This is a genomic window from Chitinimonas naiadis, from assembly GCF_054780835.1.
In genome coordinates this window covers 2,021,203-2,037,154 of the sequence record NZ_BAAGVO010000004.1, presented here as the reverse complement: position 1 = coordinate 2,037,154, position 15,952 = coordinate 2,021,203, and the positions used below count along the sequence as shown (strand labels likewise).

The 15,952-nt window shown below is 62.8% G+C and carries 18 protein-coding genes and 1 pseudogene; 10 read left to right on the top strand and 9 right to left on the bottom strand.

Annotated features, from left to right (window positions below; translation table 11 throughout):
* The first annotated feature begins 395 nt into the window (after positions 1 to 395).
* The 6 genes and pseudogenes from ACYVHK_RS15870 (at position 396) to lipA (ending at position 4,958) form a co-directional block, all read left to right on the top strand.
* Entirely contained in the window at positions 396 to 1,526 is a 1,131-nt protein-coding gene (locus ACYVHK_RS15870; RefSeq protein ID WP_460534020.1) for a D-alanyl-D-alanine carboxypeptidase family protein, read from the top strand.
* 119 nt (positions 1,527 to 1,645) lie between these two features.
* The gene (locus tag ACYVHK_RS15865; protein ID WP_460534018.1) at positions 1,646 to 2,503 is read left to right on the top strand and encodes a D-amino acid aminotransferase; all 858 of its coding nucleotides are present in this window, start codon (positions 1,646 to 1,648) and stop codon (positions 2,501 to 2,503) included.
* A 2-nt stretch (positions 2,504 to 2,505) separates the two neighbouring features.
* Positions 2,506 to 2,772 (top strand): YbeD family protein, encoded by a 267-nt coding sequence (locus ACYVHK_RS15860; RefSeq protein WP_460534016.1) that lies wholly within the window; start codon positions 2,506 to 2,508, stop codon positions 2,770 to 2,772.
* Positions 2,769 to 3,200, top strand: a pseudogene (locus tag ACYVHK_RS15855) (GNAT family N-acetyltransferase); the annotation flags it as partial. The gene ACYVHK_RS15860 and the pseudogene ACYVHK_RS15855, both read left to right, overlap by 4 nt.
* 9 nt (positions 3,201 to 3,209) lie before the next feature.
* Positions 3,210 to 3,905, top strand: a complete 696-nt coding sequence (gene lipB, locus ACYVHK_RS15850) for a lipoyl(octanoyl) transferase LipB (RefSeq protein WP_460534064.1) — start codon at positions 3,210 to 3,212, stop codon at positions 3,903 to 3,905.
* 81 nt (positions 3,906 to 3,986) lie between these two features.
* On the top strand, positions 3,987 to 4,958 hold the full coding sequence (gene lipA / locus ACYVHK_RS15845) for a lipoyl synthase (protein WP_460534014.1): 972 nt from the start codon (positions 3,987 to 3,989) through the stop codon (positions 4,956 to 4,958).
* A gap of 68 nt (positions 4,959 to 5,026) precedes the next feature.
* On the opposite strand, the gene ACYVHK_RS15840 is transcribed toward lipA, so the two are convergent.
* From ACYVHK_RS15840 to ACYVHK_RS15830, 3 genes are all read right to left on the bottom strand, one after another.
* Positions 5,027 to 6,733, bottom strand: coding sequence for a M28 family peptidase (locus ACYVHK_RS15840; RefSeq protein WP_460534012.1), 1,707 nt, complete (start codon positions 6,731 to 6,733; stop codon positions 5,027 to 5,029).
* Positions 6,734 to 6,917: 184 nt separating this feature from the next.
* Positions 6,918 to 8,321 carry a class II fumarate hydratase gene (gene fumC / locus ACYVHK_RS15835; RefSeq protein ID WP_460534010.1) on the bottom strand — a complete coding sequence of 468 codons (1,404 nt, stop codon included), beginning with the start codon at positions 8,319 to 8,321 and terminating at the stop codon, positions 6,918 to 6,920.
* Positions 8,322 to 8,383: 62 nt separating this feature from the next.
* Positions 8,384 to 9,178 carry a substrate-binding periplasmic protein gene (locus tag ACYVHK_RS15830; RefSeq protein ID WP_460534008.1) on the bottom strand — a complete coding sequence of 265 codons (795 nt, stop codon included), beginning with the start codon at positions 9,176 to 9,178 and terminating at the stop codon, positions 8,384 to 8,386.
* Positions 9,179 to 9,357: 179 nt separating this feature from the next.
* Here ACYVHK_RS15830 and ACYVHK_RS15825 point away from each other — a divergent pair, with 179 nt between their 5' ends.
* From ACYVHK_RS15825 to ACYVHK_RS15815, 3 genes are read left to right on the top strand one after another with little or no spacing between them, the layout of a single operon-like run.
* A complete protein-coding gene (locus tag ACYVHK_RS15825) occupies positions 9,358 to 9,720 on the top strand; it encodes a response regulator (protein WP_460534006.1) in 363 nt (120 codons plus the stop codon).
* Positions 9,720 to 10,349, top strand: a complete 630-nt coding sequence (locus ACYVHK_RS15820) for a hypothetical protein (protein WP_460534004.1) — start codon at positions 9,720 to 9,722, stop codon at positions 10,347 to 10,349. The genes ACYVHK_RS15825 and ACYVHK_RS15820 overlap by 1 nt, the downstream gene beginning before the upstream one ends.
* 9 nt (positions 10,350 to 10,358) lie before the next feature.
* Positions 10,359 to 10,847 carry an acyl-CoA thioesterase gene (locus tag ACYVHK_RS15815; protein WP_460534002.1) on the top strand — a complete coding sequence of 163 codons (489 nt, stop codon included), beginning with the start codon at positions 10,359 to 10,361 and terminating at the stop codon, positions 10,845 to 10,847.
* Between the two features lie 5 nt (positions 10,848 to 10,852).
* On the opposite strand, the gene ACYVHK_RS15810 is transcribed toward ACYVHK_RS15815, so the two are convergent.
* Positions 10,853 to 11,632: a M90 family metallopeptidase gene (locus tag ACYVHK_RS15810; protein ID WP_460534000.1), complete on the bottom strand. Its 780-nt coding sequence runs from the start codon at positions 11,630 to 11,632 to the stop codon at positions 10,853 to 10,855.
* A 110-nt stretch (positions 11,633 to 11,742) separates the two neighbouring features.
* Here ACYVHK_RS15810 and ACYVHK_RS15805 point away from each other — a divergent pair, with 110 nt between their 5' ends.
* Positions 11,743 to 12,177, top strand: a complete 435-nt coding sequence (locus ACYVHK_RS15805; protein WP_460533998.1) for a DUF3617 domain-containing protein — start codon at positions 11,743 to 11,745, stop codon at positions 12,175 to 12,177.
* 12 nt (positions 12,178 to 12,189) lie between these two features.
* Here ACYVHK_RS15805 and ACYVHK_RS15800 read toward each other — a convergent pair whose 3' ends face one another.
* From ACYVHK_RS15800 to ACYVHK_RS15780, 5 genes are all read right to left on the bottom strand, one after another.
* The gene (locus tag ACYVHK_RS15800) at positions 12,190 to 12,972 is read right to left on the bottom strand and encodes an HvfC/BufC family peptide modification chaperone (protein WP_460533996.1); all 783 of its coding nucleotides are present in this window, start codon (positions 12,970 to 12,972) and stop codon (positions 12,190 to 12,192) included.
* Positions 12,969 to 13,799, bottom strand: a complete 831-nt coding sequence (bufB, locus tag ACYVHK_RS15795; protein WP_460533994.1) for an MNIO family bufferin maturase — start codon at positions 13,797 to 13,799, stop codon at positions 12,969 to 12,971. Before bufB ends, ACYVHK_RS15800 begins: the two co-directional genes overlap by 4 nt.
* A 72-nt stretch (positions 13,800 to 13,871) precedes the next feature.
* Positions 13,872 to 14,123 carry a BufA2 family periplasmic bufferin-type metallophore gene (gene bufA2, locus ACYVHK_RS15790; protein WP_460533992.1) on the bottom strand — a complete coding sequence of 84 codons (252 nt, stop codon included), beginning with the start codon at positions 14,121 to 14,123 and terminating at the stop codon, positions 13,872 to 13,874.
* Between the two features lie 126 nt (positions 14,124 to 14,249).
* Positions 14,250 to 15,056 (bottom strand): UDP-2,3-diacylglucosamine diphosphatase, encoded by an 807-nt coding sequence (locus ACYVHK_RS15785; protein ID WP_460533990.1) that lies wholly within the window; start codon positions 15,054 to 15,056, stop codon positions 14,250 to 14,252.
* 91 nt (positions 15,057 to 15,147) lie between these two features.
* The gene (locus tag ACYVHK_RS15780; RefSeq protein ID WP_460533988.1) at positions 15,148 to 15,912 is read right to left on the bottom strand and encodes a hypothetical protein; all 765 of its coding nucleotides are present in this window, start codon (positions 15,910 to 15,912) and stop codon (positions 15,148 to 15,150) included.
* Positions 15,913 to 15,952: the final 40 nt, after the last annotated feature.

Genomic DNA, 15,952 nt, shown 5'->3' with positions numbered 1-15,952 from the left:
GACCCACGCCAACAACCTGGTCTCGCAGCAGGTGGACCGGATCTCGGGCAGTGCCGACAGTAATGCGAGTTCGGCGCGGACGGCGGCCGAGGTGACGGGGCGCATGCATGGCTTGACCGAGCAGCTACGGGCCGCGGTGCGGCGCTTCCAGGTCTAGGTCTGGCGGGTTCGTGAGCAGTCCGGGGAACTCTTGCCCGGTTTGCCACTCAGGCCTTTGGGGGCCTTGTTGGGATGGATCGGCCGCCGATAGACGCAGCCGCCACGGGTGTGGCGGCTGTTTCATTTATAATCCCCGGCGTTTGCCCGGCTACGCCGCAATCCCCCATTCCCGCCGTCGCGTCTGGCTCTGCCGACGTGCTGGCGACCGCAAAACCGCAACTTGCCGTGATTCCCAGATGAAAAAATCGTTACTTGCCTTACTGACCGCCTTGTCCCTGGGTACTCAGGCCGCCGTCCTGCCGACACCGGCCGCGCCGGAGGTATCTGCCCGTGCCTATCTGCTGCTGGATGTCTACAGCGGCAAGGTGCTGGCTGCCAAGCAGCCCGACAACCGCATCGAGCCAGCCTCCCTGACTAAGCTGATGACGGCCTACCTGACCTTCAAGGCGATCCAGGAAGGCCGGATCAAGCCCAGCCAGCAACTGACTGTCTCGCAAAAGGGCTGGAAGACCGAGGGCTCGCGCATGTTCCTCGATCCCAAGAAGCCGGCTTCGGTCGATGAATTGATCCGCGGCATGATCGTCCAGAGCGGCAATGACGCCTGCGTGACGCTGGCCGAGGCGATCGCCGGCAGCGAAGAGACCTTTGCCGGCATGATGAACCAGCAGGCTGCCAAGCTGGGCATGAAGAACACCCACTTCATGAACTCGACCGGCCTGCCGGACCCGCAGCACTACACCACGGCGCGCGACCTCTCCCTGCTGGCGGCCGCCATCATCCGCGACTACCCGACGTACTACCCCATCTATTCGATGAAGGAGTACCGCTACAACAACATCACTCAGCCCAACCGTAATCAGCTGCTGTACCGCGATCCGGGCGTAGATGGCATGAAGACCGGCCACACCGAGAGTGCCGGCTATTGCCTGATCGCCAGCAAGCATGAGGACAAGCGCCGGGTGCTGAGCGTGGTGCTCGGGACCGATTCGGACAACACCCGCGCCAATGAAAGCGCACGACTGCTGGGCTACGGCCTGCAGTTCTTCGACACCCCCAAGCTCTACAGTGCCCGCCAGGTAGTGAGCCAGGCCAAGGTCTACAAGGGCGAGTCCGCTGCCGTGGCGGTGGGCTTTGATGCCGACCAGTACCTGACCCTGGGCAAGGGCGCGGCAAGCCGTGTGCAGGCACAGGTGCTGGTCCAGCCGAAATTGATCGCGCCTATCAAGGCCGGCCAGGTGGTAGGCAGCATCAAGCTGAGCCTGGATGGCCAACCGCTGGCCGAGCTGCCCTTGAAGACGCTGGCAGCCGTGCCGGAAGCCGGTTTCTTCGGCCGTACGGTGGACAGCATGAAGCTCTGGTTCAACTGATCAGGCAGCCGACCGGCCCGGGCTCTTGCAGCCTGGCCGGTCTGTCCCCATATTGTTGGGCATCAGGCTCGTTGACGCGTGGTGTGTCCCACGGTTGATCGAGCGCGAACGGGATCAACATGCTCTATCTCAACGGCCAGTTTGTCCTGCCCGAAGATGCCAAGATCAGCGCCCTGGATCGGGGTTGCCTGTTCGGCGACGGCGTCTACGAGGTGATTCCGGTCTACTCACGGCATCCGTTCCGGCTGGATGAACATGTCGCCCGGCTGGATGCGAGCCTTGCCAGCATTGGGCTGGCCAACCCGCATACGGCGTCGGAGTGGGCCGGCTTGATACGGGAAGTCATTGCCCGCCAGGACTACGACGATCAATCGGTCTATCTGCATGTGACCCGCGGTAACGCCGGGGAGCGGGATTTTCCATTTCCGACTGGCGTGGCGCCGACAGTGTTGATCAACCCGTCGCAGTTGGTGACACCGACGGCGGCGTTCAAGGCTGCCGGAGTGCGGGCGATCAGCCATGCGGATTTTCGCTGGCTACGTTGCGATATCAAGTCACTGAACCTCTTGCCGACCGTATTGCTGCGGGAAGCGGCTAGGCAGCAGGGTTGTGCTGAATGCGTGATGTTCCGCGACGGCATGCTCAGCGAAGGGGCGGCCAGCAATATTTTTGTGGTCAAGGATGGGGTTGTGGCGTGTCCGCCCAAGAACCACCTGATCCTGCCGGGCATTACCTATGACCTGGTGATCGAACTGGCACGTACGCACGGCGTACCGCTGGAAGTAAGGCCGGTCAGCGAGGCCGAAGTGCGCAGTGCCGATGAATTATGGATGACCAGCTCGACCAAGGAAGTGCTGGCCATCGTGGAACTCGACGGGCAGCCGGTCGGCAAAGGCCGGGTAGGCCCGCTGGCGCAGCGGCTCGACGCGCTGTACCAGGATTTCAAGAATCAAGTCATGCGCCGAGGAAAGGAATGACCATGGAAGAAAAAGAATCGCTGATCGAATTTCCGGCGCGCTTTCCCATCAAGGTGATGGGTGCACGTCACGACGATTTCTCGCAGACCATCTTCGAGGTGGTGCGTATCCACGCGCCCGACCTGACGGCCGAGGATATCGAACTGCGCGTGAGCACCGGTGGCAACTACATCTCGCTGACGGTGACCGTGACGGCCATCTCGCAAGAGCAGCTCGATAGCATCTATCGCGCGGTGACCGGTCACCCGATGGTGAAGTACGTCCTGTGAGCCACGACGTTACCTTGCGCCAGGCACGTTCGGGCGAAGCAGCGCAGCTTAGCGCCCTCGCCCTGGCAGCCAAGGCACACTGGGAGTACCCGGCGGAGTGGTTGCTGGCCTGGCAGCCTGCGCTGACCGTCAGCGAGGCTGACCTGCAGGCCAGCCATGTGATCGTGGCCGAGCGTGACGGTCAGATTCTAGGCTTTGCCGCCGTGCGGCTGGTCAATGATCTGGCCGAACTGGAGCATTGCTGGGTGCACCCGGATGCGATGGGGCAAGGTCTCGGCCGTGCGCTGGTGGCGGCGGTGCAGCGCGACAGCTTGGCGCAGGGACAGCCGCATATCCGGCTCCTGGCCGACCCGAATGCAGAAGGGTTCTACAGCCGGCTTGGTGCCCGCACGCTGGGCTCGGTTGAATCGACGCCCGCAGGCCGGCATTTGCCGATGATGTTGCTGCAGCAGGCGCAGCCGCTGGCGGGTGAGGTGGTCCGCCCCTATTGGTTCGGGCAACTGCCTTATCAGCCGACCTGGCGGGCTATGCAGGCCTATACCTCGGCCCGCAATGCCGAGTCGCCCGATGAATTATGGTTGCTTGAGCACCCGCCGGTGTTCACCCAGGGTCAGGCCGGCAAGCCTGAGCATGTGCTGCAGCTCAGCGATATACCCATCGTGCCGATAGACCGTGGCGGGCAGGTGACCTACCACGGCCCTGGTCAGCTCGTGGGTTACCTGATGGTGGACCTGAGCCGGCGCAAGCTGGGCGTGCGCGAATATGTGCGACGGATCGAGCAGAGCCTGATCGAACTGTTGGCAGAGTTCGGGATCACCGCCTATGGCAAGGTGGATGCGCCTGGCGTGTATGTGGATGAGGCGAAGATCGCCTCCTTGGGCTTGCGCATCCGTAATGGCAAGAGCTATCACGGTCTGGCACTGAATGTGAATATGGACCTGGGCCCGTTCGGCCAGATCAACCCCTGTGGCTATGCGGGTTTGCAGGTGACACAGCTTGCCGATCTGGGTGTGCAGGAAAGCCCGGCCTCGCTTGCGCCGCGTTTGGCCGCTAAAATCAATACCTTGCTCGCGCAGGAAGGGTCCGCCTCGATCGCGGACTATGCGCTGAGCAGCAAGCCGGTCACCGCCTGAACAGGCGCCTCCGGCCGTACCGATCTGTCGTAGAACGAGGCTGGCAGCGCTGCTGGCCGACAAACAGAAAGAAACCCAAGCATGTCGTCGCCCGTTGTTACCACGCCGCCCGTCAAAGCCGAACAAGGTGTCAAACTCAAGGGTGAGGCCAAGACGGCCCGGATTCCGATCAAGATCGTGCCCTTGGCCGAGCCCTTGAAGAAGCCGGACTGGATACGCGTCAAGGCGCCGTCGGGTGACCGTTTCTACGAGATCAAGAACATCCTGCGCGAGCAGAAGCTGCACACTGTCTGCGAGGAAGCCAGCTGCCCGAATATCGGCGAGTGCTTCGGCAAGGGCACGGCCACCTTCATGATCATGGGCGATATCTGTACCCGTCGCTGCCCCTTCTGCGACGTGGGCCATGGCCGCCCGAACCCGCTGGACGAGAACGAACCCAAGCACCTGGCCGATACCATCGCCGCGCTGCGCCTGAAGTACGTGGTGATCACCTCGGTGGACCGTGACGATCTGCGTGACGGTGGCGCCGGCCACTTTGCCGACTGCATCCGACTGACCCGTGAAGTCTCGCCGAACACCCAGATCGAAGTACTGGTGCCGGACTTCCGTGGCCGATTGGACGTGGCCGTGGACATCATGACCGCCACGCCGCCCGATGTGATGAACCATAACCTGGAAACCGTGCCGCGCCTCTACAAGCAGGCCCGTCCGGGGTCGGACTACCTGCACTCGCTGAAGCTGCTCAAGGACTACAAGGCTCGCAATCCGCAGGTCGCGACCAAGAGCGGCATCATGGTCGGCCTGGGCGAGACCGACGAAGAGATCCTTGAAGTGATGCGCGACATGCGCGCGCACGATATCGACATGATCACCATCGGCCAGTACCTGGCGCCGTCGAACTCCCACCTGCCGGTGCTGCGCTATGTCACGCCCGAGCAGTTCAAGTTCTTCGAGGACAAGGCCTATGAGATGGGCTTCAGGCACGCCGCCGTTGGCGCGCTGGTTCGTTCGAGCTACCACGCCGACCAGCAGGCCCATGACGCGGGCGTTTGATCGCGGTTGCTGACCGGCATGAAAAAGCCGCCCAATCGGGCGGCTTTTTTTATCGGTGTGCCAGCGCTTCAGTGGCTGGCGGTGACCGGCCCCATGCCGCTGGCCGCCCGCAAGGCGTCTTGCCGTGCCTTGAATTCGGAATCGGCGTAGAAGGCCGGATACTCCTTGCCATCAGCGAGGCGCCGACCGACGTTGTAGAGCAGTTCGATGTCCTGAGCGCCGCCGCTGAGGTCCCAGTCCGGCTTCACTACGTCGGATGGCTTGTGATAATCGTTGGCGATGTACTCCACCAGCTTCTTGAGACCGTAGCCTTCCGGCTGACCCAATACCTCGTTGCCACCGCCAGCGTACAGCGCCGGGATGCCTACCTTGACGAACTCAAAGTGGTCAGCGCGGAAGTAGCCACCGTTTTCGGGCTTGGATTCCGGGGTGATGACCCGGCCCTGGGCCGTGGCGGCGTCACGCGCCAGGGCTTCCATGCTCGACTGGCCGGCGCCGACGATGACGAAGTCACGGGTCTTGCCGACCGTGTTCACGCCGTCAATATTGATGTTGGCCACCGTCTTGCCCAGTGGGTAGAGCGGCTGGGCGGCGTAGTAGGCGGCGCCCAGCAGGCCGGATTCCTCGGCCGTGGTGGCGAGAAACAGTACGCTGCGTCGCGGCGGCTGGCCGGCCTTGGCGGCATCCTGGTAGGCGCGGGCCAGTTCCAGCAGGGCGGCAGTGCCGATCGCATTGTCGGCGGCGCCGTGATAGATGTCGTTGCCGCGCTTACCCAGATGGTCCCAGTGGGCGCTGTACATCAGCCATTCGTCTTTGCCTGCCGGGTCTCTGCCATCGATCTTGGCCACCACATTGGTGGATGCCACGTCGCGCAGGGTCTGCTCAAGCTTGAAGCTGGCGGTGCCGCGTAGCTTGACCGGCTTGAAATCCGGGCGGATGGCGGCGGCCTTGAGCTTGGCAAAGTCCTGGCCGCAGGACTTGAACAAGGACTCTGCCCGGTCCTGGCGTATCCAGGAGCGGACGGGCACGTCGCCGGCATGACCGTCGGCGGTGCGGATCGCAAAGTTCTCGCGGGAGTTGCTGTTCACCACCACGATATAGGGATAGGCCGCCGGTAGGGTCTCGTGGACGATGATGGCGGCCGCGGCGCCCTTCTGGGCGGCGATCTCGTACTTGTAGGTCCAGCGACCGTAGTAGCTCATGGTGCGGCCCTTGAACTTGCTGTCGTCCAGCTTGCTCGGGTCGGTTGGGTCTGGCACTTGCGGGTCGTTGATCAGCATCACGATGGTCTTGCCGCGGACATCGACGCCCTTGTAGTCGTCCCAGCCGTACTCTGGCGCGACCACGCCGTAGCCGACGAAGACCAGCTCGGATGCCTTGGTGCTGATCTTCTCCTTGGCCTGGGTGGTGAAGGCGACGTAGTCGAACGGTGCGTCGAGCTTGAGCCTGGCGGCGCAGCCGCCGAAGGACAGACTGGGCTTGGTACTGATGCCGACCAGCGGTACCGACTGGGTGTAACTACCGTCCGGATTGCCGCCCTTGAGACCCAGCGCCTTGAACTGCTGGATCAGGTACTCGACCGTCTTGGCCTCACCGGCGCTGCCGGGACCGCGTCCTTCGAAAGCATCAGAACTGAGCACCTGGGTGTGCGCCAAGAGGGCGGACGGGCGAATGATCTCTTCGGCGGCTTGACCGGGCAGGGCAACGGCCAGCGGGGTGGCGAGGCAGAGCTTCAGGCAGGCGCGGCGTAGCGCGGGCGTAAGGCAAGCAGGCATGCGGAGGGCTTCCTATCACTTTTGATGTTGGACCGGCCACGTCCGGGGATCGCCCGCGCGGCGTCCACCATGCTGGCATATATCAGCAAACGCTTCATTTTTTGCCGGGATGAGCGTGGCGGAAGTGAAACAGGCCACCTTGCGGTGGCCTGTTCGGGTAGTGCGACGCAGCGTGACGGCGGGATCAGCCGGCAGACGGACGGGTCATGTCCAGCGGGACCATCCACTCGGCGTACTGGGCCTCGGTCAGATAGCCCAGCGCCAGGGCGGCCTCCTTGAGCGTGGTGCCCTCCTTGTGCGCCTTCTTGGCGATGCTGGCGGCTTTGTCGTAGCCGATATGGCGGTTGAGCGCCGTTACAAGCATCAGGTTCTTGTCGAGGTTGCTGCTGATCTTGGCCAGATTGGGCTCGATGCCGACGGCGCAGTTGTCGTTGAAGGCATCGCAGGCGTCGGCAATCAGCTCGATGCTTTCCAGCACGTTGTGCACCATGACCGGCTTGTAGACATTGAGCTGGAAGTTACCCTGGCTGCCGGCGAAGGCGACCGCGGCATCGTTGCCGAACACCTGCACGCAGACCATGGTCATGGCCTCGCACTGGGTGGGATTGACCTTGCCGGGCATGATGGACGAGCCGGGTTCGTTCTCGGGGATGTCGAGCTCGCCGATGCCGCAACGGGGGCCGCTGGCCAGCCAACGCACATCGTTGGCCATCTTCATCAGGCCGCCGGCCAGGGTGCGCAGGGCTGCCGAGGTGTTGACCAGGGCGTCGTGGGCGGAAAGGGCGAAGAACTTGTCGGATGCCGCTCGGAAAGGCTGGCCGGTAATGGCCGCAATGCGGGCGGCGGCGGTATCGCCAAACTTCGGGTGGGCATTGAGGCCGGTGCCGACGGCCGTACCGCCGATGGCGAGATCATGCAGGCCGGGCAGCGACTGCCGCACGGTCTGCAGGCCGAAATCCATCTGTGCCACCCAGGCGCCGATCTCCTGCCCCAGCGTGATGGGCGTGGCATCCTGCAGATGGGTACGACCGGTCTTGACCAGGCCGGTGTGCGCCTGGGCCTTGGCGGCCAGTGTGTCGCGCAGGCGGCTGACTGCCGGGAACAGCCGCCGCTGCAGCTCCTCCACCACTGCGATATGCATGGCGGTGGGAAAGGTGTCGTTGGAAGACTGGCCACGATTGACGTGATCGTTCGGGTGGACCGGTGCCTTGCTGCCCATCTCGCCGCCAGCCAGCTCGATCGCGCGATTGGAGATGACCTCGTTGGCGTTCATGTTCGACTGTGTACCCGAACCGGTCTGGAACACGACCAGCGGGAAATGGCTGTCGAGCTTGCCGTCGATCACTTCAACTGCGGCGCGGACGACCAGATCGGCAACCGGCTGGGGCAGTTCACCCAGTTCGGCATTGGCTTCGGCTGCGGCGCGCTTCAGTATGCCGAGGGCGCGGATGACTGGGCGCTGCCAGCGGAAGCGGTTGATGCCGATAGGGAAGTTCTGGATGGAACGCTGGGTCTGGGCGCCCCAGTAGCGGTCGCTGTCGACATCGACAGCGCCCATAGAATCGGTTTCTTTACGTCGTTGGGTCATGAAAAACCTCGTACTCATACGGTAAGGGAAGCGAGCGTTCGAACAGTGGCGGGCAAGAAGATTCAGTCACCGCCATCCTGCATTATCCGCTTGTAATCACCGCGGCGGATGGCGTCGTAACTCACGCCGATGGCGCTGCGGTAGCGCCGGTCCATTTCACCGCTTTCGATCTTGGTCTGGACTGCCTGCTCGAACTGCGTTATCGCCAGTGCCCATTTGGGCCGATACAGGTGGTACTGCGCCTGGACCGCCACCAGCGGCGTGAGCATGCGGACCGACAGGTGTTTCTCGCGGACCATGCGACGGGTCCAGAACACGTCCTCGAAGAAGACATCCACCCGCTTGGCGGCCAGCTGTCGCAATGCGTTGATCGCATCCCCCTGTTTCACGGCCTGCCAGTCGTTGTAGTTGCCGATGGGCGCCGGGTAGAGGTAGTCCTTGACCATGCCTACCCGCAAGCCATGAAACTGCTGCACGTCGTTGTACTGCTGCTGTGGAGCGTCGTTGGCGACCCAGGCGCCCAGCAGCCAGAACTCGGTCGGTGTCTGGCTGCGGCCCCAGTCTGGCAAGGTTTCCTGATCACCGAACAGCATGAGGTCGACGCGCCCCGCGCGGGCCGCCGCGAGGCAGCGGCTCTGCGTGGCGGATTGAAAGCTCAGTTCGATTTGCAGCGTACTGAAGACCTCGCGCAGCAGATCGACGGTGAGGCCCTGATGGCCGGTATCGGGTCGATAGCTGGCGTAGGGCGGCCAATCGTCGTAACAGACCCGCAGCTTGTCCCCGCCGCTGCACGGTATAGCCGGCAGCAGGCAAAGCAGGGCAGCGAGGGTGCGCCAGACGGCGAGGCGACTTTGCATATCTTTGGTTTAGCGGTTTTTGGCCACAGATGCCGTGAAAAGTGTGGGGCAGGCTGCACGGCTCGCCCGGCTGATGCACTATGATGCTTGAAACAAGCTCCGCTTGAATGGGCATGTATTGCCCGTGCCGAGGCCGCTTGTCGTGATGATCTGTGATGTGGACCGGGATACGCCGCCCTATGAGCAAACCTGTATTGATCGTGGACGATAGTCGTGTGTCGCGCATGCTGGCGCGGGCTTACCTGGAGGAGATGCGCCCTGATTGGGTCTTCTTCGAGGCGGCCAATGGCGAAGAGGCGATTGCCATTGCAACGCGGGAGGCCATCGAGCTGATCACGCTGGACGTCAATATGCCCGGCATGTCGGGCTTGGCTGCTGGCGAGCGCATTCTGCAACTTCGACCTGATATCTGCATCGTGGTGCTGACGGCCAATGTGCAAAGCAGCGTACGGCAAAGGGCGGAGGCGCTGGGCATGCATTTTCTGCAGAAGCCGGTGACCGAGGCCACCATCGCCCACCTGCTGGAGCTGGTGGAGGGTTGATGAGCGTCAGCCTCACCCCACTGCAGCAGGATGCCCTGTGCGAGATATTCAATATCAGCGTGGGCCGTGCTGCCGCCGCCATGAGCGGGCTGGTGGGGGAAGAGGTGAGCCTGTCGGTACCGGTGATGCGCTTTTGCCTCTTGGAAGAGCTCAATGACCGCATAGGCTGGGCACAGTGGCGGCATGTGGACGCCGTGGCGCAGCACTTCAGTGGCAGCTTCGATGGCGATGCGTTGTTGATGTTTGCCGATAACGATGGCGAAGAAGTGGTACGACTGATGCTGCACGCCATCAAGACGCCGACGGATCTGGATGCGCTGGCGAGCGACGCGCTCAGCGAGATCGGCAACGTGCTGCTGATGGCCTGCCTGTCTGCACTGGCCGATATCATGACCGAAGAATTCGAATACTCGCTCCCCAGCCTGTGCAGCGGCAGGGGCGAGGATGTACTGATACAACGCGGTGCCGAACCCAACTGCCAGGTGCTGTTCCTGCACATCCAGTTCCTGCTGGAGAAGAAACGGATCGAGGGTTATCTCGCCTTCATGCTTGGGGTGACCTCGGTGCAGGGACTGCGCGATGGCGTAGACCGTTTCCTCGGCCAGTTAGGTGCGCCGATCAATTACTAAGGTTTTGCAATGCCCGAATCAATGCGTTCCAACGAGCTGACCATGACGGTGCTGATGACGCCGGACATGGCCAATTTTTCCGGCAATGTGCATGGCGGCTCGATACTCAAGCTGCTGGACCAGGTGGCCTATGCCTGTGCCAGCCGCTATGCCGGCTCCTACGTGGTCACCTTGTCGGTGGACCAGGTGACGTTCGCGCAGCCCATTCATGTCGGCGAGCTGGTGACCTTCCTCGCCAGCGTGAACTACACCGGCCGCAGCTCCATGGAGATCGGTATCAAGGTGGTCGCCGAGCATGTGCGGCAAGGCAGCGTGCGCCATACCAATAGCTGCTTCTTTACCATGGTGGCCGTGGGCGAGGATGGCAAGCCGGTATCGGTGCCACCCCTGCAGCCCGATAGCGAGGATGGGCACCGGCGCTACAAGGAAGCCCTGCTGCGCAAACAGCACCGGCTGGAGTACGCCCAGCAGCGCGCCTCCCTCAAGCAGACTGTCTGAAACCCCTACCAGTTCTGCTCGTCGACACCGATCACCGGCAGGCGCATGCCGGGATCCTGGCGGTAGAACTGCCGCATCTGCTCGTAGATCGCCGGGTATTCGGTATGCAGCAGGTGCGGTAGCTCGAAAAAATACTCCGACAGGACGGCAAAGAATTCTGCCGGGTCCTGGGCCGCATACGGGTCGATGTTGACGCGTTCGCCATAGCTCAATCGCTGCCGCAGGTCTTCAAAACCGCGGCTGAGCGCCCGCGTCCAGTCGGCCTGTACCATGTCGGCGTGCAAGGGTGGAAAGCCGTCGGCCTTGCCATTCAGCATATCGAGCTTGTGGGCGAACTCGTGGATGACCAGGTTCGAGCCATCGAGCCAGGGCGCGCGGTAGCTGTCCGGCCAGGACAGCAGCACCGGCCCGTCGCTGCGCGCCATGCCCGCAATATGCTGTTCTCCCTCATGCACCAGACCGGCTTCGTCGCGCCAGGGATCGCGGCTGACAAAGGCGGTGGGGTAGACCAGGATGTCCGACCAGCCGGCGTAGGCCTCGTCGCCGAGATTGATGATGGGCAGGCAGGCTTGGGCGGCGATAGTCAGCAGCTCACGCTCGCCCAATTCCATGCCCTGCACGCCCACGATGGACTTGTGGCGCAGGAAGTGGCGCATGCGGTCTTCCAGCCGCGCCCATTCCTCGTCGGTCAGGCCGGAAAGCACCGGCATGACCCGGCCCAATGCTGGCCAGAGAGGCGTGTCGAGCGGATCGGGTGCCGGTTTGCTACGCAGGAAGTTGAGCATGGTGGCTGCCTCTGTATCGGTAAGGGACAGATGCAGCCAGTGGGCGGGAATCTCAAGTGGGTGCTTTGGCCGTTGCCTACACTGCAGGTATCCCCACCCAGGAGCCCATCATGTCACGTACCGCTTTCGCCAGTCTATCCTGCCTGCTCGCCGCGAGTGCCCTGGCTGTCCCGCAGGCGACACCCGGCCAGTGGGAGATCACGACCAAGATGACCATGCAGGGCGCCAACATGAACATCCCGGCGCAAACCATCAAGTTCTGCATGAAGCCCAGCGATGCCAAGAACATCGAGCGGCAGGCCATGGGCAGCGGCCCGCAGGGGCCGAAGAACAAGGACTGCAAGATGATCGAGCAGAATGTGAGCGGCGATACCGTGAGCTTCCACATGCGCTGCGAGGGCAAGGCGCCGACGGATATCCAGGGCCAGGTGACCTATGGCGCCAATGCCTACAAGGGCAAGAGCGAGGTGGATGCCACCGGTCCCAGGGGCAAGATGCACATGACCAGCGAATTTAGCGCGCGTCGGTTGGGGGACTGTCCGTAATTCGGGGGGCATTTAAGCGACAGCCGTACGCAAGCCACTGATCCAGCCCTCGTTAAGCCAGATGCCGAGCAGGCCGGCGGCACGCATGGGGGCCTCCTCGACGGCATGCCAGGGCAGCAGGTGCTCGCAAGCCAGGGCGAATGGTTGACCGGCGAGGCAGGCGGCGAGCAGGGCGGCTTCGTCGTCGGCGAGTGAGCGGTAGCGGGGCTGTAGCGCATGTCGCCAGACCGCCCAGTGGCGGGTGCCGCTCTCCGGGGCGGGTGGTTCCTGGTCGGCGTCGAGCGCCTGCCAGACGGCGACCGTGTTCCAGTCCTGCACCAGCAAGCGGAAGGCCGTCTGGAAGCAGGGTTGTAGCACGGGCCAGTCCTCGTCTTGCAGCAGGTTCAGGGCGGTGATATCCGCGACTGGCGCGTCGGCGGCGTCGAAGGCACTGCCCAACGCCCATTCGAAGCGGGCCAGTTCGGCCAATATGGGCAGGGGGGTGTACTGCGGCGCTGTTGCGAGAAAGTCGGCGAGTGCATCGCCGAAGTAGCGAATTGACGGCCGCTGGGATGGATATGGCTGCAGATAGCTGCTGGTTAGGCTCAGAAAGGCCTCATCGCCGAGCAACAGGTGCAGCTTGGGATAGTTGCTGCGTAGTGCTTCGTCGAGGCGCAACAGGTAGGCATCGGCATAGATGCCGAGGCGGGTGTTGCGATCAAGGTGGCGGGTTTCCGTGACCAGATCGGACAAGGCATCGTTGCGCTGGCGGATGGCGAGCGCGAGTCGGGTCTGCAGGGCGGCGAGCGTGTTCATGCGGTGACCTCGCTGGCGATCCGGCGAGCGATGGCCAGCTCATCGAGCAACTCGGCCAGCGGCGGCATGTTGGCATCGCGCTCTATCATCGTGGCCACGTTAGGGAATTGCCAGGCGGCCTCGCGGTAGAGCGACCAGACGGGCTCGGGGACGGGCGCATCGTGAGTGTCCACCAGATAATGACCATGATGAGCATGGCCAGCGAGATGCATCTGCCGTACGCGTGCAGCCGGCATGGCGGCGAGATAGGCCTGCGGATCAAAACCGTGATTCACGCTGCTGACATAGACATTGTTCACGTCGAGCAGCAGCAGGCAGTCGGCGCGACGGGCGATCTCGGCCAGGAAGTCCCACTCGGGCATCTCGTCGATCTGGTAGCTCAGATAGCTCGATACATTTTCGATCAGCATCTGCTGGCCCAGGGCATCCTGCACGCGGCTGATGCGTTCCACCACATGCGTGATCACGGCTTCGGTATAGGGGAGAGGCAAGAGGTCGTGCAGGTTGATGCCATCGACCCCGGTCCAGCACAGGTGGTCGGAGACCCACATCGGCTGTACCCGATCGACCAGCGCGCGCAGATCGCGCAGGTAGGGCACGTCCAGCGGGTCACTGCCACCAATCGACAACGCCACGCCGTGCAGGGCCATGGGGTAGTCGGCCCGCAGCTTGTCGAGAAAGTGCAATGGACGGCCGCCGGGAACCAGGTAGTTGTCCGACAGGGCTTCCAGCCAGTCCACGCAGCCGGGCTGGGCCAGCAGGTCGTGGTAGTACTCGGGGCGTAACCCCAATCCCATTGGTGCGCTGGCAGGGTGGTGGGCGTTCATGGCGTGCTCGGGAGGTGGAAAAGAAAATGCGCCGTGCACGCAATGGCACGGCGCAATGGCGCTGGGCGCCGCTTATTCCTTCAGTTCCTTGCCACCCTTGGCCTTGCATTCCTTGGCGCTGGCTTCTACCCAGCCATGGCCTTTGCAGGCGTTCTGGCCCTTGCAGGCATGCTCGGCAGTCTTGCATGACGACGTGCCCTTGCAGCTGTTGATGCCTTCACACTTGATCTTGGCATCACCACCGCTGGTGGCAGCCATGACCAGGGGGGAGGCGGAGAAAGCGGCGGCAGCGGCGGCAGCGAGAGCGAGGGAAGAGAATTTCATGGCAAAACTCCTTTAAGGGATGAGGAAGCACATTGCTTCTGAAGCCTTCGTCGCAAGCCCTTGGGGATTCTTACGCGGCCACGACACTTTTTTATACGTGTCGCTTTGCCTTACGGATGCCTGAGTTCAGGAATAAACCTCGCCGGCTGTCAGTTGGCTGCTGCTGCGCCGCGTGGGTGACTTGTCCCGTTGCTGCCAGGTCACGATCCGGAGTTCGCCTTCCATGGTTTCCACCAATGCGGTGAGGCTCTCCACCCAGTCCCCGTCGTTGCAGTAGAGGATGCCATCGATCTCGCGCATCTCTGCCTTATGGATATGGCCGCAGATGACACCATCCAGACCACGCGCCTTGGCCTCGCGGGCGACGGCCTCCTCGAACTGGCTGACGAAGTTCACCGCCTTCTTGACCTTGTGCTTGAGGAACTGCGACAGCGACCAGTAGCCCAGCCCGAATTTGCCGCGGATATGGTTGAACCAGCGGTTGAGCTTGAGCGTGACGGTGTAGGCGTGATCGCCGACGATGGCGAGCCAGCGTGCGCACTGGATGACGCCGTCGAACAGGTCGCCGTGCAGGACCAGGAAACGCCGACCATCTGCGGTGGTGTGGATGACTTCGTCCTGGATGTCGATGCCGCCGAAGGCCAGGCCGATGAACTGCCGGACGCCCTCGTCGTGGTTGCCTGCGATATAGACCACCTGCGTACCCTTGCGGGCCTTGCGCAGGATCTTCTGGATCACGTCATTGTGCTGCTGGTTCCAGTACCAGGAACGCTTGAGCGCCCAGCCGTCGATGATGTCGCCGACCAGGTAGAGATGGTCCGAGTCGTTCTGCTTGAGGAAATCCAGCAGGTAGTCGGCCTGACAGCCTGCCGTGCCAAGATGGATATCGGATATCCAGATGCTGCGGTAGTGATGCAGGGCTTTGTCGCTCACGATGATCGCGCCGGATGCAGATGGCGCGAGCATGGCGGGCGATTATGACAATGATGCGCATGTGGTGTCGTTGCGACACGGCCTGCCGGGATCAGTTGCCCTGCTGCTGGTAGCGTTGCGCCAGCTCGCTGCTGACCTCGTAGATACGTTCGCTGGTCGTCAGCACATTCTGTTGCAACTGCGGATCGGTATTGTTGCGGGCCAGCTCGTCGATGGCCTGCTGGAAGAACAGCCACTGGGTGTCGACCAGCTGCAATTGCGCACGTACTGACACGTTATTGTGCTTCGAGGCCTTCAACTCCTTCATGCCGGCATCGAACTCACTGCGGGCGCTGGCCAGATCCTTCGCGAGGAAGGGCAGCTTCATGCCGGCGCTTTGCAGCAGGTAGATCTTGGCCAGCCGCTGTGACAGGGCGGCAATGTCTTCGGCAAGGCGGACCGGCTTTTGCGCCGATCCGATCTTTTCTTCCAGCATCTGGCCACCTTTCTGGGCAATCCAGGCCATTTCCTCGGAGGCTTCCAGCATAGGCCGGGCGTTGCTGTTGTCCGGCCGGGCGCTGACTCGGGGGCGGAAGTCGGCCCATTGCTGGCTGAGCAGGGCGTAGTTTTCCGCCAGATCGGCATCATCGCGGGTTACGGCGCTGAGTAGCTGCAATTGCTTATCGAACTGGTTGGCTGCGCTTTGTAACTGTTTCTGCCCATCGACCGTGGCGGGTTGAAGCCAGCGCCAGGCAAAAAGACGGGCCATGCGTTCCACCAGGACGCGCTGGCTGGCCGCCTGCGGGACCAGCGCGGGTTCCAGTCGGGCGGCATGGGCGGGTAGGCAAAGACAGAGGGCGAGCAGGTATTTGTACACGTTGGCGTGTCCCGGGTAGAGGTAGACAACGCTTGGTCGT

Coding starts and splice junctions, on each gene's coding strand:
- ACYVHK_RS15870 (WP_460534020.1), top strand. CDS start 396: ATGAAAAAATCGTTACTTGCCTTACTGACCGCCTTGTCCCTGGGTACT.
- ACYVHK_RS15865 (WP_460534018.1), top strand. CDS start 1,646: ATGCTCTATCTCAACGGCCAGTTTGTCCTGCCCGAAGATGCCAAGATC.
- ACYVHK_RS15860 (WP_460534016.1), top strand. CDS start 2,506: ATGGAAGAAAAAGAATCGCTGATCGAATTTCCGGCGCGCTTTCCCATC.
- lipB (WP_460534064.1), top strand. CDS start 3,210: ATGTTGCTGCAGCAGGCGCAGCCGCTGGCGGGTGAGGTGGTCCGCCCC.
- lipA (WP_460534014.1), top strand. CDS start 3,987: ATGTCGTCGCCCGTTGTTACCACGCCGCCCGTCAAAGCCGAACAAGGT.
- ACYVHK_RS15840 (WP_460534012.1), bottom strand. CDS start 6,733: ATGCCTGCTTGCCTTACGCCCGCGCTACGCCGCGCCTGCCTGAAGCTC.
- fumC (WP_460534010.1), bottom strand. CDS start 8,321: ATGACCCAACGACGTAAAGAAACCGATTCTATGGGCGCTGTCGATGTC.
- ACYVHK_RS15830 (WP_460534008.1), bottom strand. CDS start 9,178: ATGCAAAGTCGCCTCGCCGTCTGGCGCACCCTCGCTGCCCTGCTTTGC.
- ACYVHK_RS15825 (WP_460534006.1), top strand. CDS start 9,358: ATGAGCAAACCTGTATTGATCGTGGACGATAGTCGTGTGTCGCGCATG.
- ACYVHK_RS15820 (WP_460534004.1), top strand. CDS start 9,720: ATGAGCGTCAGCCTCACCCCACTGCAGCAGGATGCCCTGTGCGAGATA.
- ACYVHK_RS15815 (WP_460534002.1), top strand. CDS start 10,359: ATGCCCGAATCAATGCGTTCCAACGAGCTGACCATGACGGTGCTGATG.
- ACYVHK_RS15810 (WP_460534000.1), bottom strand. CDS start 11,632: ATGCTCAACTTCCTGCGTAGCAAACCGGCACCCGATCCGCTCGACACG.
- ACYVHK_RS15805 (WP_460533998.1), top strand. CDS start 11,743: ATGTCACGTACCGCTTTCGCCAGTCTATCCTGCCTGCTCGCCGCGAGT.
- ACYVHK_RS15800 (WP_460533996.1), bottom strand. CDS start 12,972: ATGAACACGCTCGCCGCCCTGCAGACCCGACTCGCGCTCGCCATCCGC.
- bufB (WP_460533994.1), bottom strand. CDS start 13,799: ATGAACGCCCACCACCCTGCCAGCGCACCAATGGGATTGGGGTTACGC.
- bufA2 (WP_460533992.1), bottom strand. CDS start 14,123: ATGAAATTCTCTTCCCTCGCTCTCGCTGCCGCCGCTGCCGCCGCTTTC.